At 69.5% G+C, this 13,974-nt stretch carries 11 protein-coding genes; 4 read left to right on the top strand and 7 right to left on the bottom strand.

The genetic code is table 11. The features are described from left to right. Nucleotides 1–8: 8 nt before the first annotated feature. Entirely contained in the window at nucleotides 9–1,010 is a 1,002-nt protein-coding gene (locus C1A33_RS00255) for an acyl-CoA dehydrogenase family protein (protein WP_101829501.1), read from the top strand. 124 nt (nucleotides 1,011–1,134) lie between these two features. Here C1A33_RS00255 and C1A33_RS00260 read toward each other — a convergent pair whose 3' ends face one another. From C1A33_RS00260 to C1A33_RS00290, 7 genes are read right to left on the bottom strand one after another with little or no spacing between them, the layout of a single operon-like run. Further along, nucleotides 1,135–2,160, bottom strand: coding sequence for an LLM class flavin-dependent oxidoreductase (locus C1A33_RS00260; RefSeq protein ID WP_101829502.1), 1,026 nt, complete (start codon nucleotides 2,158–2,160; stop codon nucleotides 1,135–1,137). Nucleotides 2,161–2,176: 16 nt separating this feature from the next. Beyond that, nucleotides 2,177–3,046, bottom strand: coding sequence for an SDR family NAD(P)-dependent oxidoreductase (locus C1A33_RS00265; protein WP_207770082.1), 870 nt, complete (start codon nucleotides 3,044–3,046; stop codon nucleotides 2,177–2,179). Beyond that, nucleotides 3,043–4,248, bottom strand: coding sequence for a cytochrome P450 (locus C1A33_RS00270; RefSeq protein WP_101829504.1), 1,206 nt, complete (start codon nucleotides 4,246–4,248; stop codon nucleotides 3,043–3,045). Before C1A33_RS00270 ends, C1A33_RS00265 begins: the two co-directional genes overlap by 4 nt. Nucleotides 4,249–4,290: 42 nt before the next feature. Beyond that, the gene (locus C1A33_RS00275) at nucleotides 4,291–5,595 is read right to left on the bottom strand and encodes an alpha/beta fold hydrolase (RefSeq protein WP_207770083.1); all 1,305 of its coding nucleotides are present in this window, start codon (nucleotides 5,593–5,595) and stop codon (nucleotides 4,291–4,293) included. Between the two features lie 52 nt (nucleotides 5,596–5,647). After that, a complete protein-coding gene (locus C1A33_RS00280; RefSeq protein ID WP_207770084.1) occupies nucleotides 5,648–8,230 on the bottom strand; it encodes a CaiB/BaiF CoA transferase family protein in 2,583 nt (860 codons plus the stop codon). Nucleotides 8,231–8,255: 25 nt separating this feature from the next. Continuing rightward, on the bottom strand, nucleotides 8,256–8,687 hold the full coding sequence (locus C1A33_RS00285; RefSeq protein WP_165818159.1) for a Zn-ribbon domain-containing OB-fold protein: 432 nt from the start codon (nucleotides 8,685–8,687) through the stop codon (nucleotides 8,256–8,258). Further along, nucleotides 8,687–9,814 carry a thiolase C-terminal domain-containing protein gene (locus C1A33_RS00290; protein ID WP_101829507.1) on the bottom strand — a complete coding sequence of 376 codons (1,128 nt, stop codon included), beginning with the start codon at nucleotides 9,812–9,814 and terminating at the stop codon, nucleotides 8,687–8,689. The genes C1A33_RS00285 and C1A33_RS00290 overlap by 1 nt, the downstream gene beginning before the upstream one ends. 39 nt (nucleotides 9,815–9,853) lie before the next feature. Here C1A33_RS00290 and C1A33_RS00295 point away from each other — a divergent pair, with 39 nt between their 5' ends. The 3 genes from C1A33_RS00295 (at nucleotide 9,854) to C1A33_RS00305 (ending at nucleotide 13,884) form a co-directional block, all read left to right on the top strand. After that, nucleotides 9,854–11,359 carry an aldehyde dehydrogenase family protein gene (locus C1A33_RS00295; RefSeq protein WP_243407031.1) on the top strand — a complete coding sequence of 502 codons (1,506 nt, stop codon included), beginning with the start codon at nucleotides 9,854–9,856 and terminating at the stop codon, nucleotides 11,357–11,359. A 20-nt stretch (nucleotides 11,360–11,379) separates the two neighbouring features. Further along, nucleotides 11,380–12,582: an amidohydrolase family protein gene (locus tag C1A33_RS00300; RefSeq protein WP_101829509.1), complete on the top strand. Its 1,203-nt coding sequence runs from the start codon at nucleotides 11,380–11,382 to the stop codon at nucleotides 12,580–12,582. 150 nt (nucleotides 12,583–12,732) lie between these two features. After that, complete coding sequence (locus C1A33_RS00305; protein WP_101829510.1) at nucleotides 12,733–13,884, top strand: thiolase family protein; 1,152 nt, start codon at nucleotides 12,733–12,735, stop codon at nucleotides 13,882–13,884. Nucleotides 13,885–13,974 lie beyond the last annotated feature (90 nt).

Genomic DNA, 13,974 nt, shown 5'->3' on the forward strand with positions numbered 1-13,974 from the left:
ACACGCGGATGCACTTCGCACTGACGGACGACCAGCGCGAGATCAAACAGACCGCTCGCGCGCTGCTGGCCGAGCGGTGCTCGGCCGCCCGCGTCGCGGAGCACGCGGACGGTCGCGGTCATGATTCCCAGCTCTGGGACGAGCTCGTCGGGCTCGGCTGGCCGGCGCTGGGCGTTCCCGAGGAGCACGGCGGGCTCGGGCTTGGTGTCGTCGAGGCCATGTGCCTGGCGGACGAGCTGGGCGGAGCGTTGGCCAGTGTGCCGTACCTGGGAACGGCCGCCGCCGCGCTGCTGATTCGCGGGGCCGGATCTGCCGACCAGAAGAGGGCCTGGCTGCCAAGGCTGGCCAACGGCGAGGTGCTCGGCACCTTCGGGATGGCGCGGGATGGTCAGGGGGAGCTCGTCCCGGAGGGAACGCGAGCCGACCTCATCGTGCTGGTGGAGAAGGGGCGGGCGAAGCTGCTCACGCCTGCCACGGCAAAGGTGGAGCCCGTGGACACCATTGACCGGACGCGAAGGTACGCGAAGGTAACAGGCGAGGGCGAGTCGCTGCCGGATGATGCCGCGTTGCCGGCGGCGCGCGTTTCGGTACTGGTCGCCGCCGAGATGGTAGGTCTGTGTCAGCGCACGCTTGACATGACCGTGGCCTATGTGAAGGATCGCCGGCAGTTCGAGCGGCCGGTCGGCGCTTTCCAGGCTGTCGCGCATCGCTGTGCGGACATGCTCGTAGACGTGGAGGCCGCGCGTTCCCTCGTGTACGGCGCCGCGTGGGCCGCCGATGTGGCTCCAGGCACGCTAGCGCGTTCCGCCGCACTCGCCATGGCCTACGTCGGCGACGCGGCACGGCGCGTGACCTCGTCCGCGGTGCAGGCCCATGGGGGCATTGGATTCACGTGGGAGTCGGGGCTCCACTGGTGGCTCAGGCGCGCCCAACTCGACGCGGTCCTGGTCGGAGCGCCCGGTCACCATCGTCAGCGGGTCGCCGACGCGTTCACCGGCGACGTTTCGTAGCGAGCGGCACCGCCCCAGGTGGTCGGGGCGAGCCGCGCGCACGGAGGCCGTGCGCGGCTCGCCCCGACCACCCGCGGCGATCACACCGTTCGGATGGGGCGCGTCACCCCGGTGGTGCTCGCGGTCACTGCGGTGAGCTGACGCTGGTGAGGCGTCGGAGGACCGGCAGGACCCCGGTCGCCAGGGAGTTGATCAGTTCCCGTGGCAGGGTGAAGGCGCCGGGATGCGCGACCAGGATCCGGTTGATTCCGGAGCTTTCGAGATTGGCGAGCTGACTGGCCACCTCCGCCGGGGTTCCGAAGAGCGACCGGCTGCGTGCGAACCACAGCGCCGCCTCGTCCGTGATCCACTGGGAGCAGACGCGCACTGCCTCGTCCCAGTCCTCCGGGTGGCCGAGATCGCCGAAGCGGAGATCGTGCGGGGGTACCTCGATGGGGAATCCGGCCGCCTCGAACTGGGACGTGCCGCTCATCTGCGCCAACCGAAGACACATGGGCTTGAAGATCGCGGCGTCACGTTCAGGATCATCGGTGATCACACACGACCGGGACGTCATGTAGATCAGGTCGTCGGGATCGCGGCCGGCCGCCACCGCTGCCGTACGCACGATGTCGACGTCGCGTTCCCACGCCATCCCGGGAGCCACGATGCCGTCGGCCACCTGTCCCGCGAGCGCGAGATTACGCGGGCCGGAAGCGGCGATGAGGACGGGCACCTGCACTGGATCGTGCAGTCTCCACGGATGGACGGGATGCTCCACCGTTTCGCCGCGGAGCAGGCCCCTGATCGCTGACACGGCGTCGCCGATGTCCCGCGTACGCGCATGCGGGACGCCGATGTGGGTGAGCGCGCTGTCGCCGGCGCCGACCGCGACGACCAGTCGGCCAGGAGCGATCTCCGCGACCGACCGTGCCGCCGATGCGGTGACGGTGGGATGTCTCGTCACCGGGTTGGTGACCGAGACCGAGATGCCGATCCGGGACGTCGAGAGCGCCGCGGCGGTCGCGGTCGACCACACGTCACGCCAGAGCAGCTGCGAGTCCGGGAAGGACACACGGTCGATCCCCAGGTCCTCCATGTGCTTGACGAGCTCGACGAGCGTCGGGAGGGGTGCACAGGGTGGAACGCGGACCGCGACTTCCAATGCCATGGAAGACCACCTTTCGCTATTCGGGTGACGTGGTCGCGGCCAGGCGGGCGAAGGCGGCCTCGACAACCCGATGACGCGCGTCGGCACAGGCCTTGCTGGTCTCCCGGGTGACGACGATCTCGGCCCGCTCGTCAACACCGGCCAACGCCATGCGCGCGACCTCGTCGGGGTCCTGGCCGAGCTTTCGCAATGCCTCGCGCCTCGAAGGGTCGTTGTACTCCGGGCCGCCGAACCGCGCCGGCCGGTTGCGCTTCGCGTTCCATCCTTCGGTGACCACGTAGCTCGGGCACAGAAGAGTGGCGCCGACGCCGGATGCGGCGAGATCCCGCCGCACCGCGTCCGTGAAGCCGAGGAGCGCGTGCTTCGACGTCTGATAGGAAGTCATCGGCGGCACGTATTCCGGGATGCCGAGCGAGTTCTCCGAGCCGGTGATGAGGATATGGGCCAGCGCGCCGGCCGCGGCCGAGGCCTGGAGCGCGGCCACGCTGGCGCGGACCGCGTGGAAGACGCCGAAGAGGTTGACCTGCATGATCCAGGTGAACTCCTCGACCGTGAGGTCGGCGATCCCCGTGCTGCCGCCCACCCCGGCGTTCGCGCAGAGCAGGTTGAGGCCCCCCATGCGGGCGGTGGCCTCGGCGACCGCGGCCGTGACCGCGTCGTAGTCCGTCACGTCGCACGCCAGGCTCGTGACGTCGAACCCGTCGGCGCGCAGTTTCACCGCTGCCTGCTCGGCGACGTCCGGCTCGATATCCGCGAGCACCACCGACGCGCCTCGAACGGCCGCCGCCCGGCCCAGGGCGAGCCCGATGCCCGCCGCGCCGCCGGTGACCAGCACGCCCAGCCCGCTCCAGTCCGGGGCGGGCGTGGTCTCAGATGCGGTCGTCACTGGCACACCACCGGAAGCGATCGAAGCTGGTTGATGAACACGGACCACCCGCGCTCCGGCGTGCCGTCGAGCGTGATCTTCGGGCCTCGGGTGAGCAGCTCACGGAGCAGGATCTGCACCTCCAGCCGGGCCAGCTGGTTGCCGATGCAGAAGTGCGGCCCGCCGGCGCCGAAACTCTGGTGCGGGTGCCGTGAGCGTGCGCTGTCGAACGTGTGCGGCCGGTCGACGACCTCCGCGTCGCGGTTGGCCGAGACGTGCCACAGCAGGACGGTGTCACCGGCCTTGATCTCGGTGTCGTGCAGGACGACGTCGTGCGTCGCGTGGCGCGCCATGTGCATCGCCGGCGTGACGTAGCGCAGGAACTCCTCGACCAGCCCGACGGTGTCCCCGGCGCGGGCCGCGGCGTACGCCTGTGCCTCGATGTCCGGGTTCTCCAGGATCAGCCGCATGCTCTGCCCGATGAGCGTGTGCGTGGTCTCGAACCCCGCGGTGAGCAGCGACATGACGAGCTGCTGGTACATCGAGTCGCTGATCTTCGCGCCGTCCCGCTCCGCGACGGCGAGCTCCTTGATCATGCTGGTATCCGCGGAGTCGGACTGCGCGTACCGCATCTCGACCGCGTACGCCATGGTGGCCCGAAGCGCGGCGTCGGCGCGCTCCGCCCCGCCGTTGGGGTCCTCGCGGGAGAAGAGGTCGTTGGTCCACGCGACGACCTGGGAACGCTGCTCGAGTGGCACGCCGATGACGGAGCAGATCACCCGGGCCGGCAGTTCGACCGCCACCAGTGGCACGAGGTCGCACGAGCCTCGGCCGTGGAGGTCGTCCACGATGGTGTCGACCACCTCGGTGATCCAGCCCGCGAAGCGGGAGACCATGCGCTTCGTGAACGCCGCGGCGACCAGCGACCTGATCTCGGTGTGCCGAGGCGGGTCGTTGTAGATGACGTTGTCGGCCATCGGGTGGGCGCCCTCGGCGCCTCCGGACCGAACGGGGTAGCAGATTCCCTTGGAGTTCGAGAAGGTTTCGGGCGCGCGAGACGCGTTGACGATGTCAGCGTAGCGCGTCAGCGACCAGAAGCCGCCTCGGGCGGCACCGGACGGGGTCGGCGTCCAGTGCACGGGAGCTTCCCGCCGGAGGCGTTCGAACTCCTCGTGCGGGACCGCCGCGGAAAACGACTGTGGATCGGCGAGATTGATGTTCATGGCACCTTCTGTTCGAAACCAGCGGGAACGGCAGCCGCGGGTCTACCGCGCCGCGATCGCATCCAGGATGGGGAGCAGGTATCCGATGAATCGCTCGGGATCCTCCGACATCGGGAAGTGCCCGAGGCCCGGCATCGCCATGAAGCTCACGTTCGGAATTTCCTCCGCCGCCCGTTCGGAGAGCGGCATGGTGAGGAAGTCGTAGTTTCCGGTCAGCATGTGGACGGGGCATCTGGCGGTGTCGATCAGGTGCGCCTGCCCGCGGAGGTCGTGGTCGCCCCTGAAATACGCGATGTCGCCAGGGAACACTCCGGGCGCTCCCTGCGCGTAGTGCAGCCTGGTCTCGTGACGGTATGACTCCGGCGCGGTGGCGCCCATGAAGGACATCATTGAGGCGGCGTGCTGTGCCGGATCGGAGCCGACCGTGAGCGTCCCGTCGTTGGGCCGTGGCGCCGCGTGATCTGGCACGGCGTACAGCGCGCCCTCGCAGGACACGACCGCGCGGAAGTCGTCCGGGTGGAAGCGGGCGAGGTCGAGGGCCAGCATCCCGCCCACGCTGGAGCCGATGAAAGCCGGGCGGTCGAGTCCCAGCGCGTTGGCCAGGGCGATCGGGATCTGCATAAGGTAGCCGCGGGTGAGGCGGTATTCCTGTGCCCACCAGGCCACCCCGCTCGGCGGCAGCGATTTGCCGTGATGGGGCAGGTCATAGGCGATGACGCGGAACCGGCTGGTGACGCGTTCGTCCTCCAGCAGATGGCGCCACTGGCGTCCGTCCGTACCGGCCGTGTGCTGGCAGAGCAGGCCGATGCCCGAGCCGGCCTCCTCGAAGTAGATACGGTGGTCGTGCCCGTCGATGTGCAGATGGACGTACCGGCCCCGCGCCGCGTCGAACGTCCCGTGCGGACGGCTGTCCTGGACGACCTGGGGCGTGGGGTCCGTGCCGTTCACGATGTGGCGCAGCAGCTCGACGACTCGGCGAACCGCCAGGCGCAGCTCGCCGGAAAGATTCCGGGGCGTCAGCGTCATGCCGAGGAACTGTCCGCCGAAAACGTCGGTCAGCCCGGGCGGGGGAACGGTCTGTAACATCGTCGACCACTGCTCGCCGGTGCCGACCGCGACCACGTGCGTACAGTCACCGGACGTCTCCGGCTCGCTGGGCTCGGAGAGCCTGAACAGGCCCGCGCTGACCTCGATGCGATATGCCGCCCCGTCCACGCCCAGGGTCAGGGAGCCGGTCCACCCACGGCTGTGCAGCTGGGTCTCGCCGTCGGAGTTCGCCAGCGCCACGAGGGCGGTGAGACGACCATCGGAGGTGAAGATCGTCTCTGTCGCTTCCGATATGGTCATCCGGCGACCCTCCTTCGCTCGACGTCCGTGGCCGCCCGGTCGCGCCGGCTGGTCACACGACACCCTCTTCGGCGAGGGCGTCGACCTCGGCACAGCTGAGGCCGAGCACCTCCCCGTACACCTCGTAGTTGTGTTCGCCGTAGACCGGCGCGCCCTTGTCGATCCACCCGCCGGCGTGCGGGGGCGTCTCCGACAGGTCGAACGGAACCTCCGCCACGGGCCAGGTACCCACGCTCGGGTTCGGGACCTCGGTGAGCCACTTCAGGTGCGACAGCTGGGGGTCGATGTCGCACCGGTCCTCGGCGGTCTGGGCGGCGCCCGCCGCGATCCCGGCGCGCTGCAGCTCCTCCATCGCGGCGTAGCGGTCACGCGTCGCCGCCCAGACGCTGATCCGCCGGTCTATCTCGTCGTGGTGCGCGACGCGCCCGGCCACGGTGGACAACCGCGGGTCGTCGGCCCAGCCGGCGGGCCCGACGATGCCGGCCAGCACGCGCCAGTCACGGTCGTCCAGGCAGGTGATGGCGAGCCAGCGGTCCTCGCCGGCGCAGCGGTACACCCCCTGCGGGGCGAAGTTGCCGTACGGCGCGCGGTTGCCGAACCGCGCGGTCGAGCGTCCGTTGACCGACCAGTCGAGGACAGGCACCGCCGTGGTGAAGATGCCGACCTCGGCCTGGGAGGCGTCGACCCACTGCGCCTGCCCGGTCTCGCCGCGCTGGTAGAGGGCGGCGAGGATGGCCGCGGCGAAGCTGTACGCGCCCAGCCAGTCGAGGTAGGAGTAGCCCCATCCGGTGGGCAGCGCGGGCTCGGGCAGGCCGCCGAGGTGCGTGAGCCCGGACAGCGACCCGGCGATCGGCCCGACGGCGCGGAACCGGCCGTAGGTCCCCTTCGCGCCCATCCCGGACTGCTGCGCGTAGATGATCGACGGGTTGATCTCCCGGAGCGCGTCCCAGCCGAGGCCCCAGCGCTCGAAGACCCCCGGCGAGAACCCCTCGGCGACGACGTCGCTGCGACGCAGGAACTCAAGGGCGATCTCGCGCCCCTTCGGGTGGCGCACGTTGAGCGAGATGCCGCGCTTGCCAGGGTTCTTGTTGTTGAACTGGCCACCCATCGGCCCGGTGGGCGGGGCGACCAGCGGCGTGGTGGCGGCCCGCCGGGCCTCCCGGCCGCCGGCGGGGAAGCCACCGCCTCGGGTGTCGGGGTGCGCCTTCCACTCGACCTTGATCACGTCTGCGCCGAGTGCGGCCAGGAAGCGGGTGCCGCCCGCTGACGCGAGGAACCAGGTGAAGTCGAAGATCTTCGTTCCTGGCAATGCGAATGGCTTCTTGTGCACTGACAGGCGCTCGTCGATGTCGCCGATGCGCGCCGTGGCCGTGGCGCTACCGGAGGCCGCCGAGGTGCCGGGCCAGGACGCCAGTACGTCGGCGGTGTCCTCACCGACTCGTGGCGCGCGGCGGCCGGCGTCCCAGCGCGACCCGGTCGCAATCCACTTGCTCGCCGGGTACACGTAGGACCGTCCGTCCTCTGGATGCTCGACCGCGACGAAGGTCCCGCGGGTGAGCCAGTGGGGGTCGGTCGCGTTCTCCTCCGGCCGGCGGACGGGAGCGCACAGCAGCCCGGCCGCCTGCATCTCCTGCCAGGGCAGCTCGGCGAAGGTGAACCGCCGTACGAGACGCTGGATGATCTCCACGTTCGCCGAGGCGGACTGCGTCGTGCCCGGGATGTGGCGCGCGCCGACCTCGGCCTCGACCTTCTCCTCCGTGATGGCGTCGCCCATGCCGTACTTGTCCAGGAACGGCTTCATCAGGTTGCGGTCGCGGGCGCCGATGCTGATGACGTTGAGCCAGCGGCCGTCCTTCGTATGCGCGATGGTCAGGTCCTGGCCGACCTTCGCCCCCGCGTGCCGGGCGGTCTGGCGGTAATAGGGCTGCCGCTGGACGACCCAGGCCATCAGGTCGGTCTCGGTGTTCTTCGAGACCGCCTCGTGGACGGCGCAGGTCAAACGTTGCCCTCGCCCGCTGCTCTGCCGGCGTACGAGCGCCGCGAGGACGCCGAAGGTGACGTGCTCCCCGGCGATGTGGAACGCGTGGTAGAGCTGTGGAGCCATCGGCGGCAGGTCGTACTGGCCGTCCGGCAGTGGGTCGTAGCCGCAGTTGAGCAGCGGCCCGCCGAGGGCGAGGTGGACGAGGTCGGAGCCGCGGTAGCCCGCCCAGGGCCCGTCCTCGCCGAAGGGGGTGATGCGGGCCGTGATGAGCCGGGGGAAGCGCTCCTCGAGGTCGGTCAGGCCGCGCTCGGCGAGGTGGCGATGCGGGGTCGAGTCGATCAGCACGTCCGCGGTGGCGAGCAGCCGGGTGAAGGCGGCTAAGCCGTCGTCGGTGTCCAGGTCGAGGACCACGGACTTCTTGCCGCGGTTGTAGGCCCAGAAATGCAGGGATCGCTCCGGGTCGGGTACGTCGCCCGCGAAGGGCGCGAGCCGCCGGGTCGGCGCGCCGCCCGGGGGCTCGACGCGGACCACCTGGGCGCCCAGCCCGGCCAAGGAGAGGCCGGTGTACTCACCCTGCTGGTCGCCGATCTCGACGACGCGGATACCCGTCAGGCTGCCGGGCAGGGCCGTGGCGTTCTCATCGCTCGGTTCCACACGCGGCGCACTGCCGTGAGGCGCCTTAGTCATGCGCGGCCGCCGATTCTTCCGCCGGGGCCCATGACAGCAGCGTGACTGTCTCGGTGACCGGGGTGAAACGCGCCCGCATGCGCGCCCCGATGCTGATCGAGTCGGGCGGCGCGTCGATGCGGGACAGGATCTGCAGGCGTGCGTCGTCGACCTCGACGAGCCCTATCGGGTAGGGGACGTCGTCGGCGAACGCCGGTGACAGCGCGCGGCGGTAGACCACGTAGCTCCACAGCTCGCCCTCGGGGGCCACGTCGACCCACTCGCCACCCGGTGTGAGGCAGGCCGTGCACAGGGGGGCGGCCGGGTACCGCTTGGTGCCGCACGCCGGACAGCGCTGGACGACGAGCCGGTGCTCGCGCAGGCCGGCCCAGAAAGGCGCGGCGAGAGGGTTTTTTACATCCGGCAGCAATCTTGGCTGAGTCATCACCGTGACGTCGAGATAATCGACGCCGCTCCTTTCGCGAACGTCATCGTGGAGCAGTACATGGCCACCTCGACGTCTGGGATCTGGCGCGGTCCGCATTCGCCACGCAGTTGGCGGACCGCCTCGCACAGGTGCAGCCAGCCCCACATGTAGCTCTCGGACAGCTGGCCGCCGTTCGTGTTGAGCGGAAGCCGGCCGCCCGGATAGGTGTGGCCCTCGGCGAGGAAACGACCACCCTCGCCAACGGGGCAGAAGCCGTAGTACTCCAGCATTTGGAGGACCCAGACGGCGGTCGGGTCCTGAATGTACAGCGCGTCGACGTCCTGCGGCCCCATTCCCGAGCTGGCGTACAGGTCGCGTGCGACGTTCGCGATCCAGGGCCGCATCAGGTTCTCCGGGGTACGCCCTCCGTCCAGCGCTGTGGTCTCCGCGATGCCTCGGACGTGCGCCGCGGGCTTGGGGAACTCGGCGGCGCGGTCCGCCGAGGTCACGATGAGCGCGGCGCCGCCGTCGGAGATCATCGTGACGTCCGCGCGGCGCAGTGGCTCGACGAGATAGGGCTGCTCCAGGTACTCCGCCATCGACAGCGGCTTCTGGAAGATCGCGAGTGGGTTCAGCTGTGCCCACTGGCGCTGCGCGACCGCGATGTTCCCGAACTGCTCGTCGGTCGTGCCGTAGAGGTACTTGTGGCGCTGCAGGGCCAGCCCCGCCGGCCCGGCGATGTGGACGAATCCCGCCGTGGACGCGAGATCCACGCTGTGGGGCACGCCGAAGTTGATTTTCTCGCTGCGCTGGGTCGCGCCGTATGCGATGGCGATGGTGTCGGCCAGTCCGGCCAGGATGGCCATGACCGCCAGGTGCAGCGAGAAGTTGCAGGTGCCGTACTGGAGTGTCGCGCTGTATCGGGGATGGATCCCGAGCAGTTCGCCGACGCCGGTGTCGACGCCGCCGACGCCGAGGCCGGCCCGGCAGGTGATCAGGCCGTCCAGGTCGTCCTTGCCCAGCCCCGCGTCGGCCAGCGCCAGGCTGATCGCCTCCACCGCGACCTCGTCGGCACTACGTCCAGGGAGCTCGCCCTGCTCGGTGGTACCGACGCCGACGATGGCGGCTCTGCCGCGAACTGACACCTGTCCTCCGAACCAGATCTCTAGGGTTCCCGGGGTCCTGTGGACCGACTTGGCGGACTGTATCCGAGATCCTGGATGTGCGATAGGGTTCCGTCGAGGCACGACACCCGAGGAGGCCAGCTCGTGGGAGAACGCTATGAGCACTGGATCGACGGGCAGCCCCACCCGCCGCGCGAGGGCGCGTATGTCGAGGACGTGACCAGCCCCGTGACCGGGGAGGTCGTATCGGTCATCGCTCGTGGCACGGCCCCCGACGTCGACGTCGCCGTGGGCGCGGCGAAGCGGGCTCAGCCCGCCTGGAGCGAACGGTCGGCGGCCGAGCGGGGACGGGTCCTGAGCGCTGTCGCCGACGCCATTCGAGACGCCGCGGACGAGTTCGTGCGTCTTGAGAAGGAAGAGACAGGAAAACCGGATCCACGCCGCGAGATCGACGGCGCCGCCGAGTACTTCGCGTACTACGGCAGCATCGTGCGGTCGTTCCACGGGGAGACGATCGACCTCGGTGCGGGCGCCGCGGCCTTCACCCGGCCGGAGCCGTTCGGTGTTGTCGGCGTCATCACGCCGTGGAACGGTCCACTCAGCCAGGCCACCCGCGATGTCGCTCCCGCGCTCGCGGCCGGCAACGCCCTGGTCGTCAAGCCCTCGGAGTTCACCTCCGCGACGACGCTCCTGCTGGGGAAGGTGGCGCACGAGGCAGGGCTTGCTCCCGGCCTCCTGAACGTCGTGACGGGCCTGGGACCCGAGGCGGGTGCCGCGCTCGTGGCGCATCCCGGCGTAGGGAAGGTGGCCTTCACGGGGTCGGTGCGCACAGGAAGGCTCGTAGGAGCGGCCGCCGCGTCGCGAACCATCCCCGCCACTCTGGAGCTCGGCGGGAAGTCGGCGAACATCGTTTTCGCCGACGCCAATCTCGACCGTGCCGCCGAGCACGTCGCGCGGGCCTTCACGTCGAACGCCGGCCAGGTCTGTTCGGCGGCGACCCGCCTGCTCGCCGAGCAGTCCATCCACGACGAACTCGTCGACCGGGTGGCCGCGCTGGTGTCCGCGATGGAGATCGGCAGGCAGATCGGCCCGCTGATCACGCAGGAGCAGTTCAACAAGGTGCGTGATTACTTCCAGATCGCGCGCGACGAGAAGGCGTCACTCCGCGTGGGCGGGAAGGCCGTCACCGAGGCGCCTTTCGCGCGTGGCAGGTACGTCCTCCCGACGATCTACTCGGACGTGCGTCCGGACATGCGCATCGCTCAGGAGGAGATCTTCGGGCCGGTGCTGAGCGTGCTCTCCTTCGACACCGAGGCCGAGGCGATTCAGATCGCGAACGGGACGCCGTACGGACTGGCCGGGAGCATCTGGACCGGTGATGTCGGGCGGGCGCTTCGTGTCGCCGGCCGCCTGAAGGCCGGCCAGGTGACGGTCAACGGCGCGCAGCTCGGTGTGGAGGCGCCTTTCGGCGGCTTCAAGGAGAGCGGTGTGGGCCGAGTCAAGGGGGTTGAGGCGCTCAGGACCTACACCCAGGTCAAGACGATAGGGATCAGTGCGATCTCGTGAGCTGTAAGGAGCCAAGTCAAATGTCGCTGCCCGTCGACGGACTATTCGCTGGTCTGAAGCTGGTCGATGTCGACTCCCACTACTCCGAACCCTGGGATCTGTGGTCGTCCCGCGCGCCCGAGAAGTACAAGGACGTGGTACCGAAGGTGCGCCCGGACAGCGCTGGCGTCATGCGCTGGTGGCTCGGCGACACGCCCATGTTCATGGCCGGCGGAGCCAGCTATGTCAACAAGGCCGGCCAGAAGACGAACATGGAAACGATCGACATCACGGCCGGCATGCAGTGGGACGAGATCCACGAGGCATCCTACGACGCCAAGGCCCGACTGCAGATCATGGACAAGATGGGGATCTGGGCGCAGGTCGTCTACCCCAACGCGATGGGCTTCGCGGCGTACGCCCTGATCAACCAGCTTGACCGGGAGACCGGCGCCGCGATCGTGTCGATCTACAACGACGCGGTTGCGGAGTGGCAGGCCGAGGGTGAGGACCGGCTGTTCCCGATGGCTGTCCTGCCGTTCTGGGACATCGAGGCGTCGGTCGCCGAGGTCGAGCGGATCCAGGCGATGGGCCTGCGGGGTATCACGATGGCCGGTAACCCGCACCTGGGTGGGCTTCCCGACCTCGGGCAGCCCGAGTGGGAGCCACTCTACGAGGTGCTGTCGCACTACAAGATGCCGATCAACATCCACGTCGGGTCGACCAGCTCGACCGCGGGCCGTGAGCACGACATCGCGTGGCCGTCGCTGGAGAAGCGCGCGGTCAAGCCGGTCAACTCGGTCCAGATGGAGCTCAACAACGCCCGGTTCATCTCGAACCTCGTCGTGAGTGACATCCTGCTGAAGTACCCGGACCTCAAGTGGGTCTCCGTCGAGAGCGGCATGGGATGGATCCCGTACGTGCTCGAGCGGATCGACTACGAGTACCGCGAGGAGATCCTGGGCAGCAGCGGGCCGACCAAGCCGCCGGCGCTGGAGATGTTCCGCAAGGGCATCTACGGGACGTTCTGGTTCGAGCACGCGGGCCCGGTGCTGCTGCTCGACTACCTGGGCGACGACAACGTCATGTGGGAGACCGACTTCCCGCACCCGACCTGCCTCTTCCCGTCGCCGGTCGAGCGCAGCGCGGAGGCCCTGAAGGACGTCCCCGCCGCGTCGATCCGCAAGATCATGCAGGACAACGCGGTGAAGCTTTACAACCTGCCGTTGGAAACCGCGAAGTAGCAGGCTCGTGTCCGGTCCGCGGCGGAGCCCGGTCAGGCACTCCCGACGTGGACGTGCCGTCGGCAGGGACATCCGGCCGCGGATCCGTGGACGCACGACCTGTCGGGGGACCGGCCTGGTGCGGTCCATGTCAGGGAGAGGGTGACGAGATTGGCTCGCGACGCTGTGATCGTGGCGGCGGTCCGTACGCCGCTCGCCAAACGGAACGGCGGTCTGTCCGGCGTGCATCCGGCCGATCTCTCGGCGCTCGTGCTGCGCGGCCTGGCCGAACGTACCGGTCTGGATCCCGCGCTGGTCGACGACGTCGTGTGGGGATGCGTCAGCCAGGTCGGCGAGCAGACCTTCGACATCGCGCGCACCGCGGTCCTGTCGGCCGGATGGCCCGAGCGGGTGCCGGGCGTGACCGTCGACCGGCAGTGCGGCTCGTCGCAGCAGGCGGTGCACTTCGCGGCGGCCGGAGTCATCGCCGGGCACTATGACATCGCCGTGGCCGGTGGCGTCGAGGTGATGTCACGGGTGCCGATGTTCTCGGCGATCACCGAGGGAACGTCCCCCCTGGGCGAGCTCTACGCCGAGCGCTTTGGCTCGGAGTTCCCGAATCAGGGGATGGGGGCCGAGGACGTCGCCACGATGTGGCACCTCTCCCGGTCCCAGCTCGACGAGTACAGCCTGCACTCCCATCAGCGGGCGGCACAGGCGATGGACGAGGGACGCTTCGCCGACGAGATCGTGCCGGTGACGACTGCCGACGGTGTCGTGATCGCCGCCGACGAGGGAGTCCGTCGCGGTGGGTCGACCGAGGCGATGGCCAGGCTGAAGCCGGCGTTCAAGCCGGACGGGATGATCACCGCGGGCAACGCCTCACAGATCAGCGACGGTGCGGCCGCCTTGCTCGTCACGACCTCGGAGCGGGCGGGCGAACTCGGCCTGACTCCGATCGCCCGCGTCCACAGCGCGGTCGTGCTAGGTGACGCGCCCATGCCGATGCTGACGGCACCCATTCCGGCGACCAGGAAGCTGCTCGACCGAAGCGGCGTGTCCATCCATGCAATCGGTGCCTTCGAGGTCAACGAGGCATTCGCATCGGTGCCGTTGGCCTGGCTGGCCGAGACCGGGGCTGATCCCAAGGCGCTGAACTCCAACGGCGGCTCGATCGCGCTCGGCCACCCGCTCGGAGCGAGCGGGGCCCGGCTGATGACGACGCTCGTCCACCACATGCGCCACAACGGCATCCGGTACGGTCTGCAGACGATGTGTGAGGCCGGGGGGCAGGCGAACGCCACCCTCCTAGAACTGATGTGACGCGGCGCCGACGTACGGGTGTTCCATACCGTCCCAAACGCGGCGAGGAGGCCACGCCCTCCGTGGCGCGTAACGTGAGAAACCTGGGCA

Origin of the sequence: Frankia canadensis (assembly GCF_900197875.1) — a bacterium.
Classification (GTDB): Bacteria; Actinomycetota; Actinomycetes; order Frankiales; family Frankiaceae; genus Frankia; species Frankia canadensis.